We start from the raw sequence: 25,984 nt of genomic DNA on the forward strand, positions 1-25,984 counted from the left end.
ACCAGCGTCATTCAATCAATGGTTAATTACGCTCAGCAGGGATAAAATGAGGCAAGAGTGTGCGGTTTTTAAGCACCTTTTAGCCGCCCGGCTTGTTATCGGTACATGCAGTAACTTTGCGTGTGCAACGGTTACCTGGTTGGTCGGCGTGGGGCATTGGTTTGCTCAACGGCTCGACACCTCCCTGCTACTTTATTATCTAACAGCCACTTAAGTGAATGTACAATGTAGAATGACTAATGAATAACTGGGTTACCTGTTGACAAACAGGCCTTTCGTTATACATTTCACACTGTTCATTATACATTTAATTCTGCTCCACTACTTATGCAATCCGTACTTAGCCCTATAGATGTTCAGCGTGTTCGGCAGGACTTTCCGATTCTCGACCAGATGGTCAACGGTAAGCCGCTGGTGTATCTTGATAATGCGGCCACTAACCAGAAACCCGTTTCGGTACTGAATGCACTGTCGCACTATTACGAGCACGACAACGCCAACATCCACCGGGGTATCCATACACTGGCCGAGCGGGCTACGCACGATTTTGAGCTAACCCGTCAGAAGGTTCAGTCGTTTTTGAACGCTCAGCATGTTGAGGAGGTGATCTTTACCTATGGCACTACCGACGGTATCAATCTGGTGGCCCAAACCTACGGCCGTAAATTCCTGAACGAAGGCGACGAGATCATCATTTCAACCCTGGAGCACCACTCGAATATTGTGCCCTGGCAAATGCTCTGCGAAGAGAAAGGCTGCGTGTTGAACGTAATTCCGATTGACGACAACGGCGACCTGCTTATCGACGAGTACGAGAAGATGCTGTCGGAACGTACCAAGTTTGTGTCGGTCGTGCACGTGTCAAACGCGCTGGGTACCATCAATCCGGTCAAAACGATTGTCGATCTGGCGCACCGCGTGGGTGCCGTGGTCCTGATTGACGGGGCACAGGCATCGTCGCACATCACCCTCGATGTACAGGCGCTCGACTGCGATTTCTATGTCTTCTCGGCCCATAAACTCTACGGGCCTACGGGTATGGGCGTGTTGTACGGCAAAAAAGCCCTGCTCGACGCCATGCCGCCCTACCGAGGAGGGGGTGAAATGATTAAGGAAGTCACGTTTGAAAAAACGACCTACAATGAGCTTCCCTATAAGTTCGAAGCCGGTACACCCAACATTGCCGATGTGATTGCGGTTCGGACGGCGATCGAGTACATGGAGTCGCTGGGAAAAGAGAACATGGCCGCCTACGAAGGCGAACTGCTCGATTATGCCAGCGCGCAACTGTCCGATATGCCGGGCTTACGGATTGTGGGGCAGGCGAAGGAAAAAATAAGTGTGGTTTCGTTTGTACTCGACGGTATTCACCATCAGGACACGGGCGTTATTCTGGATCAGATGGGGATCGCCGTTCGGACGGGCCATCACTGTACCCAGCCCCTGATGCGCCGATTGGGCATTGCCGGAACCACACGGGCCTCATTTGCGGTTTATAACACCAAAGAAGAAATCGACCGGCTCGTAGCGGGTATCCGACGCGTGCAAAACATGATGGCTTGATCTTAAACAAGTGTGTACTATGCTCTCTACGGCAACTATTCTGGAATCCTTCCAAAACCTACCAGAGAAAATAAGTTTAGATGAAGCTGTGGAACGGCTCATCATTCTCGACCGTTACGAACGGGCTATGGAAGAAATTGACCAGAAGAAAGGAAGTACTCACGCCGATGTAATGGCCGAAATGCGTCATTGGATACAGGCACAGAAATAATTTGGCGTGAAGAAGCCCGAGAAGACCTTCGAGATGTACTCCATTTTTTATCCAGGTCTTCACTGCGATACGTTCAGGAATGGGGCGAGTTATTAGACAACAAACTGTCTCTGCTGGTTCGCTTCCCGGAAATGGGTAGAATAGTCCCAGAAAAGAGCGTAAAGCATCTTCGTGAAATTCAGGTTGGTCGGTATCGAGTACTTTACATTTTTTTGAACGACGTCATTACGATCATCGCAATTCGGCACTCAGCCAGCGACATTAGTAAATTACAATGACAATCAACGAAAAACAGGACGAGATCATTGAAGAGTTTGATCTTTTCGACGATCAGCTCGATAAAACGCAGTACATCATTGATCTGGGCAAAAAACTGCCCGCCATGCCCGAACAATACCTGACCGACGAAAACCGGATTATGGGTTGCCAATCGAAGGTGTGGCTGGGCGCTGAGCTTCAGGGCGATACGCTTCATTTTTACGGCGACGCCGAGCCCACCGCCCAGATTTCGAAGGGGCTGATCAGTCTGCTGATTCGGGTCTTGTCAGACGAAAAGCCCGAAAACATCGCGCAGGCCGACCTGTACTTCATCGACCGGGTGGGCATGGGTAGTCTGGTCACCTCGCGCCGGGCTGGGGGCCTTGCTTCCATGTTACAACGAATGAAAGAGTACGGTCGAGAGTACGCAGCTACGGCGCAGTAATACCCGCCCAACCAACCAAACCAAAACCATTAAACGACCAACCATGTCTGTATCGACATTAACCGAAGCCGAGCTGAAAGAGCAGGTGGTACTGGCGCTGAAAAGCGTGTACGACCCCGAAATCCCGGTCGACGTGTATGAACTGGGACTGATTTACGACATCAAAATTTTCCCTGTCAATAACGTGTACGTGCTCATGACCCTTACTTCGCCCTCGTGCCCCTCGGCGGGTTCGTTGCCGGGTGAGATTGAGCAGAAAATACGCGAGATTGACAGTGTAAACGACGTGAGCGTTGAGCTGACGTTCGACCCGCCCTACTCGACCGAAATGATGTCGGAAGTGGCAAAACTCGAGTTGGGTTTTATGTAGATCCAACCCCAACTTGTAAAACTGTTAACAATAAACTTAAACTGTTTATGTATCCTCCTCACTTATTGGTCCCCATGCGTCAGGACCTCACCAGCGTAGGGTTTCAGGAATTAACAACCCCGCAGGAAGTTGACACAGCAATGAACGACGATCAAGGCACTATGCTCGTTATGGTCAATTCGGTATGTGGTTGTGCAGCGGGTGCGGCCCGTCCCGGCGTAAAAGCCGCTTTGGCCAATAGCAGCATCAAGCCCGATAAACTGGTTACGGTTTTTGCCGGGGGCGATGTAGAAGCAACCGCCCGGATGCGGGAATATCTGCTGCCCTACCCCCCATCGTCTCCCGCTATTGGCATTTTCAAGAATGGCGAACTGGTGCATTTCATTGAGCGCCACCATATCGAAGGGCGTTCGGCGCAGATGATTGCCCAGCACCTCGAAATGGCTTTCGAAGAGTTTTGCACGCCCCAACAGGCGTAACCGATACCCGAGTACACAAAGCCGCCGGGCAGATCAACAGGTCTGTCCGGCGGCTTTTTTTATAGGTACGAAGAGCAGCTTGCGAGGGTAATTTTTAATCAGAAATCTACCCAACGGCGCACCGTTTCGCCCTTATTTTCAGCACGTTAAAAAGCAACTGTATAAATAAGCGGATAAACTGTTGTCGAAATACCTCACACAGTCGACACTATACTGCGCGCTACAGGTACAGAACCCGGTACTTCACAGACCCGTACAGGCGCCAGTAGACCGAGAGAAAAGGTGTTGCTATGGCGGTAGTCGCGGCCTGTTTCACACCCTGCCAGGTTATCGGCCCGGCGGGCAGGCGTTTCCAGAACAGATCGGCGGTAAGCAACACCCACACGCCAAGTGCCAGCGACGCCAGGTCGAACCGACCGCTCAGCGCCCCAGCCAGCACCGCCGACACACTCAGCACCACGCCGGCATAGTGCGCCGTTTGCATACGCGAGTGGGGCATCCGCTGCCGGTATAAATCAGGATGACGCTTGTACAAAAGGGCATCATACGACCGTCGGCGCTCCTCTTCCAGAATAGAACGCGTAGGCTGTGACGGATGCAACACTACAGCTTCGGGACACTTGGCAATCGGAATTCCCTTACGAATAAGCCGAAACTGAAGGTCATTGTCTTCATACCAGGTAATCCCAAACTCCTCCGAAAACCCACCTACGCGGTGAATAGCCGTGCGCAGGCAAAAACAGTTGGCCACCGTAAAATCGCCACTTTCGGCAAATGCAGGGGCATACCCGTACGGATGCAAGCGGGCCGACGGGGCCGTGCGCATCTGTCCCGAAACCACCTGCGCCCCCCGGCGGAAACACGTCCAGGCCGCCGAAAGCCAATCAGGTTGCGGCTCACAATCTTCATTGGTAAAGGCGATGATTCGTCCCCGGGCCGCTTGCCAGCCGCGGTTACGGGCGGCCGCAATTCCGCGCCGTCGGGGCTGGCTCAGGTATCGGGCCTCGATACCGAAAACTTGCGTGAACGACCGAACAGCCTCGGCCGTAGCACGGTCGTTGGCGTCATCGACTACAATAATTTCGAATTGCCCGTGGGGCAGCCGCTGACGACTCAATGCGTCGAGGCATTTCAGAAGGTGGGTGGTTTTTTGGCTTGTAGGCACGACCACCGAAAAGTCAGGAATCATAACGTGTAGCGATTAATGTAGGGTTGGTGTCTGTCCGGTTGAACAACGGGGCAACGCTTAGTCGTGGAAAAAGAAGACCAGGACAACAGCATGTGTTGATAAGCGAGCAATATTTGGGCCAAAGTATATTTAGATCGTAGCTTTGACGGTCTTAACCAACGACAAACCATGACACGCACTGCTCTCATTACCGGTGCCACATCGGGCATTGGACGCGCTACCGCCGAAGCCTTCGCGGCACTCGGTTACCGCCTTATCCTGTGCGGCCGCCGTACCGACCGGCTCACCGAACTTACCGATCTTTTTGCCCCCCAAACGCCGGTTACTACGCTTACGTTTGACGTGCGCGACCGGCAGGGTGTCGAGAATGCCCTGTTGAGCTTACCCGCCGACTGGCAGCAGGACGGCCACCCGCTCGTGGATATTCTGGTGAACAATGCGGGTAATGCCCACGGGTTATCGGCCATTCAGGATGGCGACGTGGCCGATTGGGATCAGATGATCGACGGCAATGTGCAGGGACTTCTGTACGTCTCGAAGGCCGTTATTCCCGGTATGGTTGACCGGGGCCGGGGGCATATTGTCAATATCAGCTCCATTGCCGGCAAACAAACGTACGCCAACGGGGCCGTGTACTGCGCCAGCAAGGCAGCCGTAGAAGCCCTCAGCACGGGCATGCGGCTCGACCTCACCCAGCACGGCATCAAAGTGACCAATATTGCGCCCGGCGCTGTAGAAACCGAATTTTCGGTAGTCCGCTTCAAAGGTGATACCGAACGCGCAGCCAAAGTGTACGAAGGATTTGAGCCGCTAACGGCCAACGACATTGCCGATACGATTGTGTATGCCGTAACCGCTCCCGCCCACGTCACCATTGCCGACCTGACCATTCTGGCCAGTGCCCAGGCAGCCGCCACGACGTTGTATCGGAAGTAAAGAGTGAAAGAGCGAATGAGTGAATGAAAAGGAGGCCTCCCTCGCACTCTTTCACTCTTTCGCTCTTTCACTCTTTCGCTCTTTCACTCATTCCCCCGTCCCATTCAATTAGATTAATCTATATTATTTATATACTTAAGCCAAATAACGTATATTGCCCACCGTATAACTTACTCTCGGCTCTTCGGTTTACCGGATAGCCCACACAACTCCGTTAGAATGACTTTTCAGGACGTTGACCTGACCAATTGCGAGCAGGAGCCTATCCATATTCTGGGTCATGTCCAGGGGCATGGCTATTTGGTCGGTATTTTACCCGAAAACTATACCATTGTCCACGTCAGTGCCAATGTTGCCGACCTCATTGGTCGACCTGTAGCCGAAGTGCTTGGTCAACCCATTGACACCCTGCTGGCCCATACCGATTTACCCACCTCGACCCTGATCGAACTGCTCAATGTGGGGCAGCGTAACAAAGCCTGGGATACCATTAATCCCTACCGGCTTCAGTTCAGCGGGCGATCCTGGAACCTGATCGTCCACGAACATAACGGCCTGATTTTACTCGAATGGGAGCCCGTGGGTGAGAGCACCCAGCAGATTATGAATCAGCGACTCATTGCCGAGGCCCTCACCGAGATGCAATCGAGCCGCCAACTGATTGAGTTGCTCCAGAATACCGCCCGGCGGGTAAAAACCATCATCGGCTTCGACCGGGTCATGGTGTACCGGTTTGCTCCCGACTGGCACGGTCAGGTGGTTGCCGAAGAAAAAGAAGAGCATCTGGAGCCCTTTCTGGGTCTCCACTATCCGGCTTCCGATATACCAAGGCAGGCCCGCGAACTCTACAAAACCAATCTGGTCAGGATCATTGCCGATGTTGGTAGCAGCCCCGCCCCTATTCTGTCGCTGCCTGAGTGGCCCGCCGACCAACCCGTCGACTTAACTCATTCGGTGCTGCGGGCAGTATCGCCCGTGCACATCGAGTACCTCAAAAACATGGGCGTGGGTGCGTCGATGAGTATTTCGCTGCTGTATCAGGGCGAGCTATGGGGCCTTATGTCGTGCCATCACTACTCACCCCGGTTTGTGGACTTCAGCGCGCGGCAAGCCGCCAGGTTTGTGAGTCAGTTGCTCTCGGCCGCCCTGGAGTTTCGGAAAGATGAGGAAGACAGCCAACTGCTCAAACTAAGCCGACAAAACGGGCAACATCTGAATAGTCAGTTACGGTCCGACGAAGACGTAGTACGCGCCCTGACCCGGCACCCGGTTACGGCCCTCGACCTCACCTCGGCTACGGGTGCGGTGCTGCTGTTCAACAACCAGCAGTACCGGCTCGGCCAAACACCCGATGAGGCCGCCATCAACAACCTGACAGAGTGGCTCAAGTCGATCGAAACCGACTCATTTTTGGAAACCAATCACTTAGCCAGCCTGTATCCGCCCGCCGAAACGTTTCGTGACACGGGCGCCGGTATGCTGGCCATTGTGTTGTCGAAAGAAATGAACGAATACCTGCTCTGGTTTAAGCCCGAACAGATTCAGCAGGTGACATGGGCCGGGAATCCCGACAAACCCGTCACCGTAAACCCCAACGGGCAACATCAGATTAGCCCCCGCAAGAGCTTTGAAGCCTGGACCGAACTGGTTCGGAACACCTCGGAACCCTGGACCGAGGCCGAGGTAGCAGCCGCCGTCAAACTCCGCGAGGACATTCTACAAATTGTAACCCGGCAGGCCAACGAGATCCGGTTACTGAACCAGCGTTTGCAGGCAGCCTACGAAGAGCTCGATGCGTTTAGCTACACGGTATCGCACGATTTGCGGACACCCCTCTCGTCGATTCGCTGTTACACCGAAATTTTGCTCGAAGAGTACCGCGCCGATTTTAACCCCGACGCACAGGTGCTGTTTCAGAAGGTAATCGACTCGACAGACCGGATGCGGGCCCTGATCCGGCACATTCTGTACTACTCGCGCATGGGCCGGGTCGATATTAAAAAGCAGCCAATCAACACCAACGGCCTCTTGCAAACCATCCGGGAGGAGATTCTGGTTGTGGAAAAAGACCGATCTCTGGCCATTTTGATCGGCGAAACGCCACCTCTGCACGCCGACCCGGTGATGATTACCCAGTTGTTTACCAACCTGATTTCCAATGCCGCCAAATACACCCGGTCGGTTCCGTCGGGACTGGTTCACGTAAAAGGGCACGAGGTCGACGGCGAAGTGATCTATACCGTTTCCGACAACGGAATTGGCTTCGATATGAAAGAAGCGGGCAAAATGTTCGACTTGTTCAAACGGCTCGAAAACGCGCGTCCGTACAAAGGCACGGGCGTGGGATTAGCCATCGTGAAGCGGATTATCAATCGGCACGGCGGCAAAATATGGTACCACAGTGAGTTGAATCGGGGAGCCACTTTTTTTGTTTCGTTACCTGGCGCTCAGGCTCAGTAAGTTATGACCGACATTTTATACGTTGAAGACAATCCCGACGACGTGGAGGTCTTCAGACGATTGCTGAACAAGTTGGAGCGTCCGCTTCAGTACACAATTCTAACAAGCGGTTCGGACGCGATCCGGTACCTCTCGGCCGAGGGGGCAGAGCCTCACCGAACTATGTCTTTACCTAGACTGGTGTTGCTCGACATTAATCTGGTGGGTATCAGCGGTATTGACGTGCTGCGGTGGGCGCGTACCGACGAACGCACCCGCCTGCTGCCCATCATTGCCTACAGTACCTCCGACAACCCAAGCGATATTCGGCAGGCCTACGAAGCCGGGGCCAACGCCTACATCGTAAAACCGGGCAGTTATCCTGAAACCGGGGCCCTGCTCCGGCGGCTCTGCCATTTTTGGTTGGACGATAACGCCCAAATTGACCACCCATGAACGAGCTGCTCCTGCGTCTGCGCGACGAAACGCGCCCACACCATATCGAAACCGAACAACTGCTCTATACCGATGCGCTCCGGTCGGGCACCTTGTCGACCGATCAGTACCGGCACCTGTTGCTGACCCACGGCGTTTTTCATCAGGCGCTCGAAGCCGCCATCGACAACGAGCCGGCTTTTTTCTCGGACTACCGGCCCGATACCCGCCGAAAAACAGAGTGGCTTCGGGCCGATCTGGAAACCGTTCAATTGTCGCTACCTGCTTTTCCCCAACCGGTATTCTCAGGCTGGAGCCCGGTTCAACTACTCGGAGCTGCGTATGTGGGCGAAGGCTCCATGCTGGGCGGCAAAACGGTCTGGCATTATTTGGAACAAAGCGAAGCCCTGCAACCCCTGCTCCACAGTGCCCGCTTTTACCGGGGCTATGGTATGCATACGGGGCCGTTATGGCGTGAGTTTGGCGAGTTTGCCTTTGCGCAAGGTGCCCCCGATGCCGATGCCGTTGTAGCCGCTGCCCAGCAGGCTTTTGATTGTTACCGCAAAATCTTTGGGTATACAGCCCCTCAGGTATTTGGCCATCTCCCAGCCGATACCAGCGTGTGTTAAGTGCTGAATCAAAATCAAATGTATAATGTACAATGTAGAATGAATAGTGAAAGGCTGACAACCAGCACATTGAGCCTTTTTCCATTATTCATTACTGAGTACTGGACATTAGATGTTAGACATTAGACGTTAGACCTCCATATATAAAGGTAGTGAGTTTAACGTCCAGTGTCTGAAGTCCGAATGTCCAATACTGAATTTTCATTATTCACTACCCATTGTACATTATTCTTTCACTTAATCGACAGGCAGAAATACTTTAAACGTGGTACCCTCGTCTGGAATGCTGCTCACGTCGATTGCCCCACCGTGGCTTTCGACCACCCGCTGGCAAATAGCCAACCCAATGCCCGTACCTGTGTAATCGGCCGGGTCGTGTAGCCGCTGGAATGGCTGGAAGATACGACCTTTGTACTTCTCGTCGAACCCGATACCGTTGTCGGTCACGGTGATGAGCCAGTACGAGTTGGAACGGGGCAAATCGTCAGGCAGGTCGGCGGGTGTGGCCTGCCGGGCTTTTATTTGTACCACGGGCGGGCGGTTGGCCCCGGCAAACTTAAGCGCATTGGCCAGCAGGTTCTGCATCAGTTGGCGTAACCGGAAGGCGCTACCCCGAACCACGGGCAAAGCCGCCACTTCTATCGTCGCTTTTTTCTCCGAAATACCTATTTCCAGATCACTCACGACCTCGTTAACAATCTCATTGAGCCGAACAGGCTGATGGGCTTCCCGCCGACCCGCCAACTGCGAGTACGCGAGCAGGTCTTTGATGAGCATCTGCATCCGCCGGGCTGATTTCTGAATCCGGCGGGTCATGTCGCGCTCACCGTCCGACAGGTTATCTTCAAATTGATTTTGTAGAATATCGCTGAACGTCTGAATCTTACGCAGGGGCTCCTGCAAATCGTGCGAAGCCACGTAAGCAAACGACTGGAGGTTTTCGTTGGATTGCCGCAGGCTTTGGTTCATGGCCTCAAGCTGATGCCGGTACTGCCGGTCGATGGTGATATCGACGGCAGAGGTCACCACACCTTTGTCGGCGCGGGCAACGGTCACGGCATACAGCCGGTCGTTGTAAGCCAGTTCATACGATTCGGGTTCGCCGGTGGTAGCCACCCGCACCAGCCGATCGAACTCACCCGATTCGCGGGCTTCGGGCTCGATCGTCAACAGGGATTCACGGAGCCGGGCCTGCCCTCGTTCGCCCCAGTTAACCAAGGCCTGCCCGTTGGCCTGTAATGTCTGAAAATCAACAATTTGAGAATCATCGTTGTACACGGCTTCGTGCAGGGCGACGGCTGTCTGCGAATAATCCAGAATTGCCTGCACAACAGGCGAAAGCGGCCCATCGGCAGCGGCTTTTTTCTGGGAGGTGATATCCGTCCACGACAGCACCAGCCCATTACCAAATGGCTCAGCCCCGGCCAGAAACCAGGTTTCTTCGGTGTCGATCGTGTATGAAAACTCGAAGGAGACGGCTTGCTTCTGGAGAAACGCAGCGGTGTAGTGTGCCAGATGACCTGCGGGTACCAGATTGGGAAACAAATCCCGGAGAGTTTGCCCCGTTACCGGCCCCTCAACCCAACTCACGAGCGTGCTGAACCGGGCGTTGGCTACCCGAACAACCCAGTCGTCTATCGCCCCGGTATCCGGGCCATCAACCGGTTCACAGTACGCTATATAGCCCGGGGTAGCGTCGAAAATCCCTCCGATCAGCCCCGCTGACGAGAAAGAAGCCCGTTGGTTTGGTATGTTCTCACCGTCAGCGTGTCGGTGAGTCTGGTTGAATAACAAGGATCGTTGAGTCGGTTTATCGCTGTTGGCTCCAAATTGATCGACAATATAAGGAGCACGGGATTTTTTACCTACCCACTCGCCCGGATTCGTGCGCTAAAACTACTTTGGGGTCAACACACGGGTCTATCGACCCTTCGGCGATCTACTTTCCCCTCTATACGGCAGCATACGTACGCTGCCCGCATAGCTGGCAAAGTTGCGTCTGAGTCTGGGTTAACAGTGCCGATGCAGCCTCGGAAAGGCCCAGCTGCTCATCGTCGACAAGCATATAGTCGTAGCCCCGCAGCAGCAGATGAAGGGTAGCCGCCAGTTCGGGTTCGGCCAGCAGGGTTTCGGTACGCACCTCACCCGGCCATACCTGCGGCAGTTGGGTGGCCCAGCCTTGCAGGCGGGTTTCGGCCTGATTTTTAGCCTGATGAAACGAATCTTTGGTCAAAGCCCGACCTGTTTCGATCGTGTACGGATACACAACCGTGAGCCGCACGGGCTCGTCGGTCGAGGACCAGCGATGCAGGATCTGCGAGGCATCGGCTGTACAATTCGTGAGATAGAGGGCAGTCTTCATGCGCCGGTTGACGATTAATTACCCCACAAAACTAATCGGCCCCATCCGCTGCCCGAATGAGACCGATTAGGTTCTGACCTGATGTTGGTCAGGTTGGTAAAAAATTAGCTTACCAGTTGGCCCGGCGGAGCTTTTCAGCCTGCACCACCCGAATACTCGACCCCACCATTTCGATCAGGCCATCCTGCTTAAACTCGCTCAGGGTGCGAATAAGCGACTCGGTTGCCGTACCGACAAGCGAAGCCAGATCGTCGCGTGAGAGCTGAATCAGGCCCGGCCCCGACTGGGGCTGCCGGCTGTGTAGCCACAGGAGCGCATCGGCCACCCGCCGACGGAGCGAATGGTACGCCATGCCCACCAGCTGCTGCTCCCGCTCGCCCACGCGCCCGGCCAGCAACTGAATAAACTGATGGCTAACGTCCTGATTGGCCAGCAAAAGCTGCTGAAAATCGGCCTGCGGAATATACACCAGCTCTGAGTCGTCGATGGTCACCGCCGACTCCGTGTATTCGCGGTCTTCGAGCAGGGCCAGATATCCGAAAAATTCACCCGCGTTATAGATTCCCGTAATGAGCTCTTTACCGTCGGCATTGGTCCGTACGGTTTTTACTTTGCCTGATTTCAGGAAATACAAACGGGTTGGTTCGTCGCCCTCGGTGTACAGATACTGCTTTTTCCGAACGGCATGCACCTTACGGTCGGCCGAAAGGCTTTCCAGATTGGCCGTGCTGCGGGCATCGTCAAGAAACTGGTCGAGGCCGTTTTGCTGGAGATCGTAAGCCGGGCGCATGTGCTGAAACCGGTTTAGCCGGCCCTCAATGGCGCTCAGGAGTTCGCTTTCTTCAAACGGCTTGGTGAGGTAATCATCGGCCCCCAGTTCCATCCCTTTACGGAAATCGGTACGCTCGGTTTTGGCGGTCAGAAAGATAAACGGCACGCCCGACAGCTGCGGGTTCTTATTAAAGATCTGCAATACCCCGTAGCCATCGAGCACGGGCATCATAATGTCGCAGATAACCAGGTCGGGCCGGGTTGCCAGAGCCTTTTCTACGCCCACCTTACCGTTTTCGGCCGTGAGCACGTTGTAGTTGGCTAACTCCAGAATTTCGGCGGTGGTTTCGCGTATAGCCTCGTTATCTTCAATCAAGAGGATGGTCTTCATAAGGGAGAATAAGGGTGATAGTCGTTCCGTTGTTAAGTTCGCTCTGCAACTGCACCGAGCCCTGCATCAGTTCAGCGTATTTGGCCACAATATGCAACCCAAGGCCCGTACCGGCCACATTAATTGCGTTTTTGGCCCGGAAAAACTGCTCAAACAGATGCTGCTGGTCATCGGGCGAAATACCAATGCCCTGGTCAGTAACCGTCATGGTCAGCTGCCCCTCCTGGCAGGTTGCCCGAATAGCGATTTCGGAGCCTTCGCCTGAGTACTTGATGGCGTTGGACAGCACGTTGACAATCATTTTGCGGAGCAGCGAAGGATCGAGCCAGATCGGTTTCGGGCAGTCCAGGTCGGTATGCACTACCTGCCCGGTTTTGAGCATGCTGTGCATATCGGCTACGGTTTCGGTAACCAGTTGGGGCAGACTGACCCGCGCCGGGTGGGCCACAATTTTACCCTCTTCGAGTTTACCGACCGACAAAAACTCCTCCAGAATATCGTTGAGATGCTTCACCGACGCCCGAATCCGGTGCAGATGCCGGAGCCGCTTCTCCTGCTGATCGCCCTCGGGGTATTTTTCAATCAGGGTGGTGGCGTTGAGTACCGCCGTGAGTGGCGTGCGAAACTCGTGCGATGCCATCGAGACAAAGCGCGATTTCAGCTCGCCCAGTTCGCGCTCCGTTTTGAGAGCCTGCGCCAGCTCATCTTTCGATTGTTCGAGCTGTTCGAGCGTATTCATGAGCGCGTGCGTGCGGTCGGCCACTTTTTGTTCCAGTTCGGCGTTGAGCCGCTCCACCTGGCTTTTCTGTTCGAGCAGTTGCCGCTCCACTTCGCGCTTAAACGTAATGTCGATAATGTAGGCCACGGCGTACAGGGCCTGATCGAGCCGGAAGTAGCTGAGGCTAATCTCGACCGGAAACAGCGTGCCGTTTTTGCGTTGCGCGTGCAAATCGCGGTTGTGCCCCATGGGCCGAACCTGCGGGTTACGGTTAAACGACTTGCGGAGATTTTCGTGCTGATGACTCACTGAATCGGGCACAAGTTGCTCAATGGATAGGCCTACGAGCTCGCCTTCTTCGTACCCAAACAGTTGATCCGCCAGTTGATTGGCCGACACAACCCGCCCCTGTTGGTCGGAGACAATGATGCCGATGGTCGCGTTTGAAAAGATAGCCTCGTAGCGCCGGACACTGTGGTTCAGCTCGCGCTCGGTGCGGTGCAGTTGCTCGCGGTTTACGAGTCGGACCAGCGCCAGCTTGCCTTCGGGAAACAGGGTGATGGTAAGCCGCGCCCAGAACGTAGACCCGTCGTGCCGCACCATCTCGGCTTCTTCTTCGTGTGCACCCACCTGAAGCAATCGGGCCAGGGCCTCGTGCTGCCCCTCTGCCGAGAGGGGCTCCTGCCGGAACCAGGGCCCGGTCTGCTGTAGCAAGGGTTCCTCTGAGGGGTAGCCCAACAACCGGATACCCGCCTGATTGATACGCACGTACCGGTTTTGCTCCAGGTCAAATACGCCCAGAAAATCATCTTCCTGCTCAAACAACAGATCGGTCAATGTATTGGTGTACAAGCCAGTAAGCATACTGTAAAGGCGGTATCTGTGAGTAATCAACTGAGTGTTTGAGGTTGCAAATTACGCCGAATCTGGTCACCGGGGAAACGATTAGTCAATTGCCTGATAAAAGTCATATACCCAAAACTACCCTGGCTCGTATTTTTATCCCTGAATTCGCCCGGGCGAACCCGGGTTGTAGCTTTGATTTCCCATGAATCCAGACCGTAAAAAAACGCATGTTTCGGATACCTCGGCGGCCGTTCTGCTGATTTTTATGCCTGTCGATGCGACTCTACGCCCATCGGTGCAGGTATTGATCGAGCGGCTACGCGGGCATCTGGGCACTGGAGTTCGGGTGATGAAGCTCGATGAGGCCGTTCATCCAGACATTTTCCGGAGCTTTGAGATTACGCAACTACCCACCTTTGTCCTGATCCGGCAGGGCATCGAACTATGGCGGCAGGAAGGCCTGCCCGAAACCACCTCCCCCTCGGTGGTTTGAGGAAGGCTTAGTTTATGGTTTATGGTTTATAGTTTGTGGTTTGTGGTTTGTGGTTTTTAGCGGCCGACGCTCCGTTGTTTGGCTTGACAATCTGGACTTTCAAGGTCTTGATGATTTTGACCCAAGTTCCCCCTTGAATGCCCCGTTAGGGGCTCAGTGTGGGTAGCTAACCCGGAAACTAAACCGAATATCAGAGCCCCAAAGGGGCGTAACCCTAAACAAGTTACGCCCCTTTGGGGCTCTGATATTGGCCGGATACGTCTTTTCTGCCAACCTTCGGCGTCGGCCAACCGCGCCCCCACCCCGTCACTCAACCGTGACAGACAGGAATGGGCTTATCAGGGGCGGCTTTGTCGATCCAGTGCGGGTACACACTCAGTCCCCGAATGAGCAAAAGCACGCCCACCAGAATAGTAGCAACGGGCAGGGCGCGGGTAAGTCGCTGACGTAGAGGCACTGTGAGATAGGCCGTCAGCGTGCGGATACCCACCAAGGCCGGCAACGTACCGAGGCCGAAAAGAAGCATATAGGTCATGCCTGCCAGTGGGCTTGCACTCACAAGTGTGCCGGTGAGTGCGGTGTAAATGAGCCCACAGGGCAACAGCCCGTTCAGGAAACCCAGCCCCAGAAACGCCCCCAGGCGTGGCTGCGTAAGCAACCGGGCCATCAGCACCGACAGCCCCAGCCTGTGCGTAAGCGAACTCGCTACGCCCCCGTGTGCCCGACCGCTGAACCCCCAGATCAACAGCAGTAGCCCCGATCCGATCGACACGGGGCCTTGCAGATTGACCAGCCAGAGCCCCTGCCCCACCAGACCGACTACGGCACCCAACAGCCCGTAGGCTGACAGTCGGCCGAGCTGGTAGGTGAGCAAACCCCACGGCCGTTGGTGCTGCGGCAACCGCCCCAGCGGAAGGGCCATCGCCAGTGGACCACACATGCCTACGCAGTGCAGGCTACCCGCCAGGCCCGTCAGGAATGCCGCTGCCCACCACCACGTACTCATAATACCAGTTCTTTTTCGGCGTAGTATTCATGTTCACCGTCCGACCAGCTGATCTGCACTTTCCAGAAGCCGCTCGCCAGCCTGGCGGTCGATACCGCTCGGGCACCGGCAGGGCCTGCCATGAGGGTCTGATGCACATCGAGCCGACGGTCGGCGGGGCGGTAAAAGGTCACTTCGCCTTTTTTGACGGCGGCAGCCAGCGTAAACGCGACCTCTTGCCGGGTGGCCTCGTAGGTCATGCTAACCGGAGCCGCCAGTCGGGCCGTGTTGGCCACCCGATCAATGTGCTGCTGGTATTTTATTTCATCCTGATAGTAATCATCGCGAACGAGGTCGACGCGCTGACGGGTCATCCAGAAAACCATGCTACCGATAAAACCGGCAAACACAACGAAGGTGAGCACAATGCTTTTTCCCCAGTTCATAGGTTTGTTGTGGTAATGACCAGCGGGGCCGGTAGTACCGCAGCCCCGCCAGCCGGTGTTTTATTTCATTGGACCCAGGAAGGTCGTTTTTATCGTATCAACAACTTCGCCGTCCGACAGCACTTCGATTTGGAGCGGAGTGCTCGCCATCTGAATCGATGACTCCGGCAAGAGAATAAAGAAGGTTCCCTTGGCCAGTTCGTTGGCGGGGGCTTTGGTTATGGGTTGCACAAACCGCAGTTTGGCGTCGGGGTTGGTGATCCGAAACTGTACCGTCCGGGCGTCGTAGCTTTTGTTGACCAGCTCAACCAGGTACAGGTTCGACACCAGGTTGCCTGCCTCGCGCTGATAGAGTTGACCCGGTGCGCGCAGCACGGTTACTTCGAGGGCCGTGCGGCTTACCATCAGGTACACCAGTACGCCAATCAGGGCGAGCAACACGCCCGTGTACGCGGCCATACGGCCCGAGAACCGGGTAGGCTTACCTTTTTCAATGCCGTTGAGCGAGTCGATACGGATGAGGCCCCGGGGGCGCTCAATCTTGTCCATGATCTGATCGCAGGCGTCAATACAAAGTGTGCAGTTGATACACTCCAGTTGCGTACCATTGCGAATGTCGATACCCATAGGGCACACCTGAACACACAACTTACAATCGACACAATCGCCTTTGGCTTTGGGTGTCGAAGCGGGCGCTGTAGGGGCCGCTCCTGCTTTCAATTTGAGAGCCTCTTCTACAGCATTCCAGCCGTCGGGTTGTGCGGGCGAGGTGGCTCGTTCCTTTTTGCCACGGGGTTCGCCCCGGATATAATCGTAAGCCACCACGAGCGAGCTTTTGTCGAGCAAAACGCCCTGCAACCGGCCATAGGGGCAGATGGTGGAGCAAACGATTTCGCGGAGCTTGGCAAATACGAGGTAAAAAACCGCCGTAAAAATGAGCATGGCCGACAAACCGGCGAGGTGCTCGGCTGGGTTGTCGGTGATCAGCTTCAACCACTCGTCGCGCCCGATCAGGTAGGCCAGAAAGGTGTTGCTGATGATAAACGAAATAAGAAAAAAGACGCTGTGTTTCAGTCCTTTTTTGAGAACTTTCTCGGGCGTCCAGGGCCCGGCATCCAGCCGTTGCCGGGCCTTGTAATCGCCTTCGATCAGGTGTTCGATCTTGCGGAATACCATCTCCATAAAGATGGTCTGCGGGCAAGCCCAACCGCACCATACCCGACCATACACTACCGTAAACAAGGCCACAAACGTGATAAACGTGAGCAACCCAATCGCAACCAGGTGAAAGTCCTGCGGCCAGAACGTAGCCCCGAAGAAGATAAACTTCCGCTCCATCACGTTGAACAGGAACAACGGGTGTCCGTCGACCCAGATAAACGGTCCGGCAAACAAAGCAGCCAACAGTACCCAGGCAACAACGGTACGCCAGCGGGTAAACCGGCCACTCTGTGCGCGAGGGTACAACCAGCGCCGTTCGCCTTTCGAATCGGCAATGGGCACCCGGTCGCGGAAGCTTTGAGGAGGAGGTACTACGTTACTTTCCATGGTTGTTGAGTGGTTAATTCATAGCAACGGGTGTCGCTTCTTTTTCGCCCTGAGGCTCTTTGGCACCGGCAGGTTTGGTTCCCTGCAACGACAGGATATAGCTCGAAACCTGCTGGATTTGCAGCGGATTCAGCTGCTTTTTCCAGGAAATCATGCCTTTTTCGGGTACCCCTTCGGTTACCGTGTGGAAAATAGCTTTCACACTGCCGCCGTGCAGCCAGTATTCGTCGGTGAGGTTCGGCCCCACTTTACCTTCACCACTCGCACCGTGGCAAGCCGTGCAGTATTGGGTGTACAGCACCTGCCCATCGCCAATGCTTTTGGCATCTTTGAGTACCGTCACCGAATTTTCGTTGATTGAACCCGCTACTTTCTTAATGTACTCTTCGCGTTGCTGCTCGGCAATAGCAACCTCCTGCGTGTACTCCTGCAACTGATCGTCGCCGGTTTTGAAGACGTGGAAAATGGCCAGATACACAGCCGCAAATCCGATGGTACCGTAAAAGAGATACATAAACCAGGGCGGGGTTGGGTTGTCGAGCTCATGGATATCATCGTAGGCGTGTTCCATCATCAGCTCGCGCTCCTGACTCAGGGGTTTCAGGCCGGTGAGGTGTTGCCAGAACGTTTTGCTTTCCTGAGCCTCGGCGGCCGGGTTCAGCATCGCCCGAATTTTGTAGAACAACATGAGCGACACCACCGCCAGCACCACGCAACCGGCCAGTACCAGCAGCAGAATCGTAACCATCAGCAGGTCTTCGCCATCGCGCAGTTTCCAGAACGACGACGTCTCGGGTGCCACCATCAGCACCAGGCTATTGAACAAATGGGTATTCATAATTTGAAGGTTAAGCATCGAGAGAATCGTCCAGTGGCAAGCGACTGATATGGTCTACGTACTTGCGGTCGATAAAAAACAGGTACAGCCCCACCAGTATGAAGAAGACCAGAAAGATCAGAAACGAAGTGACGAGGTAAACGTCGGCACCGGGCATCTTGGAAATGAATTGCTTAAACATGGCTTTGTATGAGGAGTAATGAACGATGATTGATGAGCGATGACCGGAAAGTGTCCGCCACAAACCACTCATCGCTCATCCCGTATCATTCGTTAATTGCTGGCGGTTTCGAGTTTCTTAATGTCAGTACCTAACCGTTGCAGGTATGCAATCAGGGCAACGATCTCCCGATCCGACTGCACCTTGATGCCTTCTTTGGCCAGACGGTCGCTGATTTCCTGCGCCTGCTTGTTCAGGTCGGCGTTGGCGTGGGCGATGGCGGTATCATCGTACGGCACCCCTACTTTGCTCAGGCCGCGCATCTTGGCCGAGGTGGTCGATACGTCGAGCTGCTGGGTCAACAGCCACGGGTAAGCGGGCATAACCGATCCGGGCGACATAGACTCGGGCTCACGCATGTGGTGGTAGTGCCACGAGTCGGGGTACTTGCCTCCTTCGCGGTGCAGGTCGGGTCCGGTGCGTTTCGAGCCCCACAGGAAGGGGTGATCGTACACAAACTCACCTGCTTTCGAGTAGTCGCCGTAGCGTTCGGTTTCTGACCGGAATGGCCGCACCAGCTGACTGTGGCAGTTCACGCACCCCTCGCGGATGTACAGGTCGCGGCCCTGCACCTCAAGGGGTGTGTACGGCTGTACCGACGCGATGGTGGGCACATTGGACTTCACCATGAAGGTGGGCACGAGTTCGACGAGTGAGCCAATCAGGATCATCACGAGTGAGCCAACCAGCAGCGGCATAGGCTTACGCTCAAACCAACGGTGCCAGTAGGTATCGGTACCCGTTGGGGTGTACGCTTTGGCCAAAGCGGGGGCTTCGGCGGGTTCGTTGGCCGTCAGCGAGCCGGCAGCCATCGTTTTGAAGAGGTTGTACGCCATCACGATAGCCCCGATCAGGTACAAACCGCCACCCAGGGCCCGCATTTTGTGCATGGGCAGAATCTGAAGCGTGGTTTCGAGGAAGCTTGGGTATTTGAGCACGCCATCGGGCGTAAACTCTTTCCACATCATACCCTGCGTGAAGCCTGAGATGTACATCGGCACGGCGTAGAACAGAATACCCAGCGTACCAATCCAGAAGTGCACATTCATCAGTTTTTTCGAGTGCAGCGGGGTGTGGTACATGCGTGGAATGAGCCAGTACAGAATGGCAAACGACAGGAAGCCGTTCCAGCCCAGGGCGCCTACGTGTACGTGCGACACCACCCAGTCAGTGAAGTGCGCAATGGCGTTCACGTTTTTGAGCGACAGCATCGGGCCTTCAAACGTGGCCATACCGTAGGCCGTCAGACCCACCACCATGAATTTCAGGATGGCATCTTCCCGCACTTTGTCCCAGGCACCCCGCAGCGTGAGCAGACCGTTGATCATACCCCCCCACGATGGCGCGATGAGCATAATCGAGAACACCACACCGAGCGACTGCGCCCAGTCGGGCAGTGAGCTATACAGCAGGTGGTGCGGCCCGGCCCAGATGTAGATGAAAATAAGGGCCCAGAAGTGCAGAATCGACAGTTTGTACGAATACACCGGGCGGTTGGCCATTTTGGGCAGGAAGTAGTACATCATGCCCAGGTACGGGGTAGTCAGGAAGAACGCTACCGCGTTGTGACCATACCACCACTGCACGAGCGCATCCTGCACACCGGCGTAAAGCGAGTAGCTTTTGAACAGGCTCACGGGCATCTCCATCGAGTTCACCAGGTGCAACACGGCCACCGTGATAAACGTAGCGATGTAGAACCAGATGGCTACGTACAGGTGACGCTCCCGGCGTTTGATGATGGTACCGAACATATTGACCCCGAAAGCCACCCACATGAGCGTAATGGCTATGTCGATGGGCCATTCGAGTTCGGCGTATTCTTTCGAGGTAGTCAGGCCGAGCGGCAGGGTGATGGCGGCCGCCACAATAATGGCCTGCCAGCCCCAGAAGTGAATCCGGCTCAGCAGGTCCGAAAACATCCGGGCCTTGCACAACCGCTGAAGTGAATAGTACACGCCCATAAAAATGGCGTTGCCCACAAAGGCAAAAATGACCGCGTTGGTGTGCAGCGGCCGAATCCGCCCGAAGGTGGTGTACTGATTGCCGAGGTTGGCCGCTGGTGCAAACAACTGCGTCGCTACGAGCACCCCCACGAGCATTCCGACAATACCCCAGATAATGGTGGCAATGGCGAAATTGCGGACAATGGCGTTGTCGTAGCTGAAATGCTCCACGTCGGGAGATTGACCTCGCCCAAGCTGGGTTCGGTCGGCTGAGATGATCGTAGGGGGTTGCTGCGAAACATTCATAAAGGTAACAGACTAGTTATTGGGTACGTCGGTCGTAGAAGCTGAGTCGGTATCATCGAGCAGAATACGCATCGAGGGGGTGTAGAGGTCGTCGTGCTGACCGTTGCGCATCGACCAGAAAAAGGCGCCCAGAAACCCCAGGGCCATCATCAGGCTGACTCCGATCATAAAGAAGATAATGTGCATAACCGTCGATCTTTGGTTATGCAAAAGTGCCCCCCCACCAGTTGGAACGGCATGAGGTTTATCAGGCAGCAGGTTGATAAAGTTCAGGCGCAGGCCAAAAAGAGATAAAGAGCGAAAGAGTGAAAGAGTGGAATAGTGGATTATTCGCTCTTTCACTCTTTCACTCTTTCGCTCTCCTACATGTATTTCAAATCATTATTCGCCTTGAGCCGGATGATTCCGATGGCGTTCATGAGCCGGATAATCGGGTAGGTCGGGTCGAACTCGTGCCAGCGGAAGCCGCCAAAATTGGCCCGGCCTCCAAATTTGTGGTGGTTGTTATGGTACGATTCGCCCATCATCAGAAAATCGAACGGCAGCAGATTTTTGGCGGTGTCTTCCAACTCAAAATTGGCGTATCCGTAGCGGTGTGCGTACCAGTTGATGATAGCCCCGTGGATCGGCCCCATCAGGAAGTGAATCGGCAGCAAAAGAAAGAACCAGGGCGAGGGCGCAAAGGCAATGTACACCAGTGTGTAGAGCGTGCCCCAGGCCAGCCGCACGGGCCACCGGTCGCCGAGCCACTCCATAAATACCCAGTTGGGAACTCCTTTCTTAAACTTGGCCGGAATATGGTCGCGGTTGTTGACGATGTCGTTATAGAACAGGCGCGTTTTCCACATCATATCAAAAATACCTTTCGAGTACGAGGGTGAGTGCGGGTCATACTCGGTATCGGCATGGGCATGGTGCAGGCGGTGCATGATTCCATACGCGCGGGGGCTCAGAAACGACGAACCCTGCCCGATAAACGTTAGAATATAAAAGAATTTCTCCCAGCGCGGACTCATCGTAAACATACCGTGGGCCGCGTAGCGATGCAAAAAGAAGGTTTGCGTAAAAATGGAGAGGTACCAGTGACCCAGAAAGAAGAGGATAATAACAAGCATAGTACAAATGAAAAATGGCAAGGCAAAATTGACCCCGCCCCCCGGTTGCAGGCATGACGAAGATCAAACAAGGAGCTGATTTGGAACAGAAGCAAAGAGTGAAAGAGTGAAAGAGCGAAAGAGCGCGTGCGTCACTCTTTCGCTCTTTCACTCTTTCACCAATTGTTTATTCACCCGCATCCCGATGGTTGCGATGAGGACCATGGTGGTTGAGCTGAGGGGCATCAGGATGGCGGCAACCACCGGCGAGAGATTGCCGGTGAGGGCGTAGCTAAGGCCCACAAAGTTGTAGAGGAGCGAAATCATGAAGCTGAACCGGATGAGCCGCATCCCGAAGCGGCTATAGCTCAGGAACTGGGGCAACTCGCGCAGGGCACCTGCTTCCAGAATACCGTCGCTCGCGGGGGTAAACTGCACTGTATCGTCGGTGACGGCAATCCCCACATCGGCCTGTTTGAGAGCCCCCGCATCGTTGAGGCCATCACCAACCATCAATACCCGGTGGCCTTTGGCCTGAAGCTGCCGCACCACGTCGAGCTTTTGTTGCGGACTGCATTCAAACACCATCCGGTCTTTGCGGAACCAACGGCTCAATTGAAGCCCGGTTGAGCTGCGCAGGGCCGAGGCATGGTCGCCCGAGAGCAGGTGTAGCGTATGGGTTTTGCCCAATTCGGCTAACATCGACTCGATACCCGGCCGGTACTGACCGGGGAACCGAAAACAGCCCCGGTAGTGTCCTTCGATGCTCAGGTGTACGACTGAATCGCCCGTGTTGACCGGCTGCCCCGCCCCTTCGTCGCCGACAAACTCCCGCCGACCGAGTTTCACCATCCATCCATCTACCAGGGCCAGAATCCCCTGCCCGGCCACTTCCGTAAAGCTTTCGGTAGGCAGCGTGTGCACGTTGTCAAAATGCGTGTTGAGCCGCCGGCTCAGCGGGTGTGCCGACTGCCGAACGAGCGATTTCACCATCGACTGCTCATAAGTGGTCAATTCGGCCGCAAACTCTTCGCGCACACTGGCCGGGGTTGTGGTGGTCAGGGTGCCGGTTTTGTCCAGAATAACGGTATCACAGGCGGCCATTTGCTCGATCACGTCGGCGTTGCGGAGGTAGAACTTCCGCTTACCCAGCAGCCGCAGGCCGTGACCGAGTGCTACCGGATACGAAAGCGACAGCACGCAGGGGCAGGCAACAATCAGAATAGCCGTGAAGGCATTGACGGCCGTGCCCGCATCGCCCCGATACGCGTACCAGTACAGCCCCGTAAGCAGGGCAATCGTCAGCACCGAAATGGTGAAATACTTACCTACGTAATCGGCAAAGGTGGTAAACCGTCCGGTAGGGCTGGGGGTTTCGCTCTTTGTTTCGGCTTTTCGGAAGGTGTCGTTGTTCCAGAGCTGGGTCAGGTAGCTCTGCGAGGTTTCGCGCACCACTTCGAGGTCGATGGCTTCGCCCGTTTGCCGACCACCGGCAAACAACAGCGTGCCCGGCTCCCGGCGTTCGGGTTCCGACTCACCCGTGACAAACGAGTAGTCGATCAGGCCCGAGCCCCGGTAGAGCATCCCATCGGCCGGAATCAGTTCCCCGTGCCGAATCCGGATGTGGTCGCCTTTGCGGAGATTACCCACCGGCACCGGCACTTCGCGGTCGGCTTCGAGCCGCATGACGGCCAACGGAAAATAGGACTTGTAGTCGCGCTCAAACGACAGAAAGTCGTAGGTGCGTTGCTGGAACCATTTACCGCATAACAAAAAGAAAATCAGACCCGTAACGGAGTCGTAATACCCCGCACCGTTGAGGGCAAACACCTCGTAGGTACCCCGGAAGTAAGCCACCAGAATACCGAGCAAAATCGGAAAGTCGATGTTGATGATACCCCGGCGCAGGCTTTGCCAAACGGACTGGAAATAGCCCGAGCCCGAAAAAAATACCACGGGCGTCGCCAGAATCAGGTTGATAATACCAAACCACTGCTTAAACGTGGAGTCTTCGAGGCCGAGGTATTCGGGGAAGCTGAACAACATGATGTTGCCCGCACAAAAACCGGCCACGGCCAGGCGGTACAGCAAGGGGCGGTACGTGGGTTTCTGCGCATCTTTGACCACATCGTTGAGGCTGATAAGCGGCTCGTAGCCGAGCGAACTGAGCAGCTCAACTACCTCGCGTAACGACAGGTCGGGGTGCGAAAACGTCAGGTGTACCTGCTTTTTAAGAAAATCGACGCGGGTTTGCCGAATAGCCGGATTGATGCGGTACAGGTGCTCCAGCAACCACAGGCACGAGCTACAGTGAATAGTGGGTACGTAAAACGTGACCGTGGTTTGCGTCTCATTCTGAAACTCCACCAGTTGCTGCTGTACTTCGGGCAGGTCCAGAAACGCAAATCGGGCAATTGCCTGCGGCCGCGCCTGCTGAATACCCGGCCGATTGTTGAGGTCGTAGTATTGGCAAAGCTGGTGTTCACTCAGAATAGTATAGACCGTGCGGCATCCGTCGCAGCAAAAGTTTTTTTCGCCAGACGTGATGGGCTGTTCGGGACAGGGGTTGCCGCAGTGATCGCAGGAGGTGGCAGTAGTAACCATGAGAATGCTATCGAACGTACCTGCAAGGTCACGCTTCGACGCCCAAACGGGCATGACTCCCGTCACTACCCGTTCTGATTCCCGTCAGCCCTATTCGGCAGCACCCGGCAGCCCACGCCCGAACAACCGCTTAATCACCTCGCGTTCAACCACATGCTTACCGTCAAAAGGCACTACCTGCAAGGTGGGCAAATCGGCTTGCAGCCGGGCTATGTAGGCTTCGGGGTCAGGCATCTGCACAATGTATTCGTCGGCCCGGCCGTAGATGTACAGCGTTTCGAGGGGAGCCAGGGCCGCCGGGTCAATCACATCGGCCAGCCCGTTGGGGAAGAAACCCGCCCAAAGCACCAGCCGCACCACGGCTCCGCCCCTACCCGCGCCCAGCCGGTTGGCCAGCCACCGACAGGCCGTTGCGGCTCCCTGCGAAAAACCGAAGAAGGTGACGCGCAGGGGTTTATCGGTCAGGTTGTACTGAGCCAGCACGGTATCGTACAGGGTGTTCAGGTACACCGTATAGTCGGCAATTTCGTGGTCTCGGTCTTCACGGGTAATCCACGAAGCCCCGATTTTGCCGTATTCAGCATCAAGGTACAACCGCGACAGCCCCTCAGGTGCCACCACGAGGGTATGGTCGAGGTCGAGCACATCGAACCGCCGGATAAAGTAGCGGGCCAGTTGGCCGTAGCCGTGCAGCACAAACCAGAGGTCGGTGACCTGCTCGGGGGCCTCGCCACCCAGAGTGTAGTACCGGGCCGTTCGGCTGACGGTCAGATGGTGTTCCTGCGCCATGATTAGCTGTTTTGAAAGCGCGACGACTGCCGTTCGCCTTTGCGTTTTTCGTAATGGGCTTTATCGGCAATGTAGCATATCCGTTCGATTTCGGCGTGGACAACACCCGCCTTGTCTACCCATTGCAGGGTAAACGGGTATTCGGTCTGCCCCTTTTGGGCTACCTCCTCCCGTATCCGGGCCAGCACATCGTCGGTCAGTTCGTAGCGCATGTAGAGCGTTGTTCGGCCGGGTTTCCGAAACCGGATACTGGCCGCTTTGTCCCAAACCACATACCGACTACCCAGTACCTGCAAGATCATGAGCATGTAAAACGGGTCCGACGCGGCAAACATACTCCCACCAAATATGGTCCCGACAAAATTGTAGGTCCACACGTTGCGCCGGAGCCGCAAGTGCACCTCCCGCCAATCGCCCGACCAGAATAGGATTTTGCCACCCGTTCCGAAATACATCGGGTACCAGTTCATAATCGTCCGAAACCGCCAGGTTTTAAACGATTCGCGCCGGTGGGTTTCTAAAAATTGAGGTCGCTTAGCCATTTTGTGCTGATGTCTTGGTCTCAGTACTGGGCATTAGATATTGGACATTAGACGTTAGACCTCCATGTCTAAAGGTAGTATGTCTAACGTCCAGTGTCTGAAGTCCGAAGTCCAGTACTGAATATCTTGGT

Annotated in this window: 27 protein-coding genes; 11 read left to right on the plus strand and 16 right to left on the minus strand. The window is 55.1% G+C overall.

Going from position 1 to position 25,984, the window contains the following annotated elements; translation table 11 throughout:
* Window positions 1–327 precede the first annotated feature (327 nt).
* Genes RUDLU_RS0102225 through RUDLU_RS0102250 form a run of 6 tightly spaced genes read left to right on the plus strand, consistent with a single transcriptional unit; the run spans window position 328 to window position 3,326 of the window.
* The gene (locus RUDLU_RS0102225; RefSeq protein ID WP_019986714.1) at window positions 328–1,563 is read left to right on the plus strand and encodes a cysteine desulfurase; all 1,236 of its coding nucleotides are present in this window, start codon (window positions 328–330) and stop codon (window positions 1,561–1,563) included.
* 19 nt (window positions 1,564–1,582) lie between these two features.
* Complete coding sequence (locus RUDLU_RS0102230) at window positions 1,583–1,774, plus strand: hypothetical protein (protein WP_019986715.1); 192 nt, start codon at window positions 1,583–1,585, stop codon at window positions 1,772–1,774.
* Window positions 1,753–2,052, plus strand: a complete 300-nt coding sequence (locus RUDLU_RS30555) for a type II toxin-antitoxin system RelE/ParE family toxin (protein WP_083940508.1) — start codon at window positions 1,753–1,755, stop codon at window positions 2,050–2,052. The genes RUDLU_RS0102230 and RUDLU_RS30555 overlap by 22 nt, the downstream gene beginning before the upstream one ends.
* A complete protein-coding gene (locus tag RUDLU_RS0102240; RefSeq protein ID WP_019986716.1) occupies window positions 2,049–2,477 on the plus strand; it encodes a SufE family protein in 429 nt (142 codons plus the stop codon). The genes RUDLU_RS30555 and RUDLU_RS0102240 overlap by 4 nt, the downstream gene beginning before the upstream one ends.
* Before the next feature lie 43 nt (window positions 2,478–2,520).
* On the plus strand, window positions 2,521–2,847 hold the full coding sequence (locus RUDLU_RS0102245) for a DUF59 domain-containing protein (protein ID WP_019986717.1): 327 nt from the start codon (window positions 2,521–2,523) through the stop codon (window positions 2,845–2,847).
* Between the two features lie 47 nt (window positions 2,848–2,894).
* On the plus strand, window positions 2,895–3,326 hold the full coding sequence (locus tag RUDLU_RS0102250) for a BrxA/BrxB family bacilliredoxin (protein WP_027302682.1): 432 nt from the start codon (window positions 2,895–2,897) through the stop codon (window positions 3,324–3,326).
* A 220-nt stretch (window positions 3,327–3,546) separates the two neighbouring features.
* Here RUDLU_RS0102250 and RUDLU_RS0102255 read toward each other — a convergent pair whose 3' ends face one another.
* A complete protein-coding gene (locus RUDLU_RS0102255) occupies window positions 3,547–4,515 on the minus strand; it encodes a glycosyltransferase family 2 protein (protein ID WP_019986719.1) in 969 nt (322 codons plus the stop codon).
* A 168-nt stretch (window positions 4,516–4,683) separates the two neighbouring features.
* Here RUDLU_RS0102255 and RUDLU_RS0102260 point away from each other — a divergent pair, with 168 nt between their 5' ends.
* The 4 genes from RUDLU_RS0102260 to RUDLU_RS0102275 all read left to right on the plus strand — a co-directional run bounded on the left by RUDLU_RS0102260 (window position 4,684) and on the right by RUDLU_RS0102275 (window position 8,954).
* The gene (locus RUDLU_RS0102260) at window positions 4,684–5,451 is read left to right on the plus strand and encodes an SDR family NAD(P)-dependent oxidoreductase (RefSeq protein WP_019986720.1); all 768 of its coding nucleotides are present in this window, start codon (window positions 4,684–4,686) and stop codon (window positions 5,449–5,451) included.
* A 219-nt stretch (window positions 5,452–5,670) separates the two neighbouring features.
* Window positions 5,671–7,911, plus strand: coding sequence for an ATP-binding protein (locus tag RUDLU_RS0102265; protein ID WP_019986721.1), 2,241 nt, complete (start codon window positions 5,671–5,673; stop codon window positions 7,909–7,911).
* 3 nt (window positions 7,912–7,914) lie between these two features.
* Window positions 7,915–8,346 carry a response regulator gene (locus RUDLU_RS0102270; protein WP_027302683.1) on the plus strand — a complete coding sequence of 144 codons (432 nt, stop codon included), beginning with the start codon at window positions 7,915–7,917 and terminating at the stop codon, window positions 8,344–8,346.
* Window positions 8,343–8,954: a biliverdin-producing heme oxygenase gene (locus RUDLU_RS0102275; RefSeq protein ID WP_019986723.1), complete on the plus strand. Its 612-nt coding sequence runs from the start codon at window positions 8,343–8,345 to the stop codon at window positions 8,952–8,954. The genes RUDLU_RS0102270 and RUDLU_RS0102275 overlap by 4 nt, the downstream gene beginning before the upstream one ends.
* A 237-nt stretch (window positions 8,955–9,191) precedes the next feature.
* Here the strand turns inward: RUDLU_RS0102275 and RUDLU_RS26810 are convergent, their stop codons facing one another.
* From RUDLU_RS26810 to RUDLU_RS0102295, 4 genes are all read right to left on the minus strand, one after another.
* Complete coding sequence (locus RUDLU_RS26810) at window positions 9,192–10,748, minus strand: PAS domain-containing sensor histidine kinase (RefSeq protein ID WP_019986724.1); 1,557 nt, start codon at window positions 10,746–10,748, stop codon at window positions 9,192–9,194.
* A gap of 157 nt (window positions 10,749–10,905) precedes the next feature.
* Entirely contained in the window at window positions 10,906–11,316 is a 411-nt protein-coding gene (locus tag RUDLU_RS26815) for a hypothetical protein (protein WP_019986725.1), read from the minus strand.
* Window positions 11,317–11,425: 109 nt separating this feature from the next.
* Window positions 11,426–12,478, minus strand: a complete 1,053-nt coding sequence (locus RUDLU_RS0102290) for a response regulator (RefSeq protein ID WP_019986726.1) — start codon at window positions 12,476–12,478, stop codon at window positions 11,426–11,428.
* Complete coding sequence (locus RUDLU_RS0102295) at window positions 12,456–14,060, minus strand: sensor histidine kinase (protein ID WP_019986727.1); 1,605 nt, start codon at window positions 14,058–14,060, stop codon at window positions 12,456–12,458. Before RUDLU_RS0102295 ends, RUDLU_RS0102290 begins: the two co-directional genes overlap by 23 nt.
* Window positions 14,061–14,244: 184 nt before the next feature.
* Here RUDLU_RS0102295 and RUDLU_RS0102300 point away from each other — a divergent pair, with 184 nt between their 5' ends.
* Window positions 14,245–14,535 carry a YbbN family protein gene (locus tag RUDLU_RS0102300; RefSeq protein ID WP_019986728.1) on the plus strand — a complete coding sequence of 97 codons (291 nt, stop codon included), beginning with the start codon at window positions 14,245–14,247 and terminating at the stop codon, window positions 14,533–14,535.
* A gap of 310 nt (window positions 14,536–14,845) precedes the next feature.
* Here the strand turns inward: RUDLU_RS0102300 and RUDLU_RS0102305 are convergent, their stop codons facing one another.
* The 11 genes from RUDLU_RS0102305 to RUDLU_RS0102355 form a co-directional block, all read right to left on the minus strand.
* Window positions 14,846–15,541, minus strand: a complete 696-nt coding sequence (locus RUDLU_RS0102305) for a sulfite exporter TauE/SafE family protein (RefSeq protein WP_019986729.1) — start codon at window positions 15,539–15,541, stop codon at window positions 14,846–14,848.
* Complete coding sequence (locus RUDLU_RS0102310) at window positions 15,538–15,966, minus strand: FixH family protein (RefSeq protein ID WP_019986730.1); 429 nt, start codon at window positions 15,964–15,966, stop codon at window positions 15,538–15,540. The genes RUDLU_RS0102305 and RUDLU_RS0102310 overlap by 4 nt, the downstream gene beginning before the upstream one ends.
* Before the next feature lie 60 nt (window positions 15,967–16,026).
* On the minus strand, window positions 16,027–17,514 hold the full coding sequence (gene ccoG / locus RUDLU_RS0102315) for a cytochrome c oxidase accessory protein CcoG (protein ID WP_019986731.1): 1,488 nt from the start codon (window positions 17,512–17,514) through the stop codon (window positions 16,027–16,029).
* Window positions 17,515–17,527: 13 nt separating this feature from the next.
* On the minus strand, window positions 17,528–18,352 hold the full coding sequence (locus tag RUDLU_RS0102320; protein ID WP_019986732.1) for a cbb3-type cytochrome c oxidase N-terminal domain-containing protein: 825 nt from the start codon (window positions 18,350–18,352) through the stop codon (window positions 17,528–17,530).
* Between the two features lie 10 nt (window positions 18,353–18,362).
* Window positions 18,363–18,533: a hypothetical protein gene (locus RUDLU_RS29985; RefSeq protein WP_019986733.1), complete on the minus strand. Its 171-nt coding sequence runs from the start codon at window positions 18,531–18,533 to the stop codon at window positions 18,363–18,365.
* Between the two features lie 92 nt (window positions 18,534–18,625).
* Entirely contained in the window at window positions 18,626–20,824 is a 2,199-nt protein-coding gene (gene ccoN, locus RUDLU_RS0102330) for a cytochrome-c oxidase, cbb3-type subunit I (RefSeq protein WP_019986734.1), read from the minus strand.
* A 12-nt stretch (window positions 20,825–20,836) separates the two neighbouring features.
* Window positions 20,837–21,010 carry a cbb3-type cytochrome oxidase assembly protein CcoS gene (ccoS, locus tag RUDLU_RS0102335; protein ID WP_019986735.1) on the minus strand — a complete coding sequence of 58 codons (174 nt, stop codon included), beginning with the start codon at window positions 21,008–21,010 and terminating at the stop codon, window positions 20,837–20,839.
* A gap of 176 nt (window positions 21,011–21,186) precedes the next feature.
* On the minus strand, window positions 21,187–21,939 hold the full coding sequence (locus RUDLU_RS0102340) for an acyl-CoA desaturase (protein ID WP_027302685.1): 753 nt from the start codon (window positions 21,937–21,939) through the stop codon (window positions 21,187–21,189).
* A gap of 147 nt (window positions 21,940–22,086) precedes the next feature.
* Window positions 22,087–24,522 carry a heavy metal translocating P-type ATPase gene (locus RUDLU_RS0102345; RefSeq protein WP_044129771.1) on the minus strand — a complete coding sequence of 812 codons (2,436 nt, stop codon included), beginning with the start codon at window positions 24,520–24,522 and terminating at the stop codon, window positions 22,087–22,089.
* 90 nt (window positions 24,523–24,612) lie between these two features.
* Window positions 24,613–25,311: an alpha/beta hydrolase gene (locus tag RUDLU_RS0102350; protein ID WP_019986739.1), complete on the minus strand. Its 699-nt coding sequence runs from the start codon at window positions 25,309–25,311 to the stop codon at window positions 24,613–24,615.
* A gap of 2 nt (window positions 25,312–25,313) precedes the next feature.
* Window positions 25,314–25,853 (minus strand): DUF4442 domain-containing protein, encoded by a 540-nt coding sequence (locus tag RUDLU_RS0102355; RefSeq protein ID WP_019986740.1) that lies wholly within the window; start codon window positions 25,851–25,853, stop codon window positions 25,314–25,316.
* Between the last annotated feature and the right edge of the window lie 131 nt (window positions 25,854–25,984).

This window comes from Rudanella lutea DSM 19387 (genome assembly GCF_000383955.1).
Lineage (GTDB): Bacteria > Bacteroidota > Bacteroidia > Cytophagales > Spirosomataceae > Rudanella > Rudanella lutea.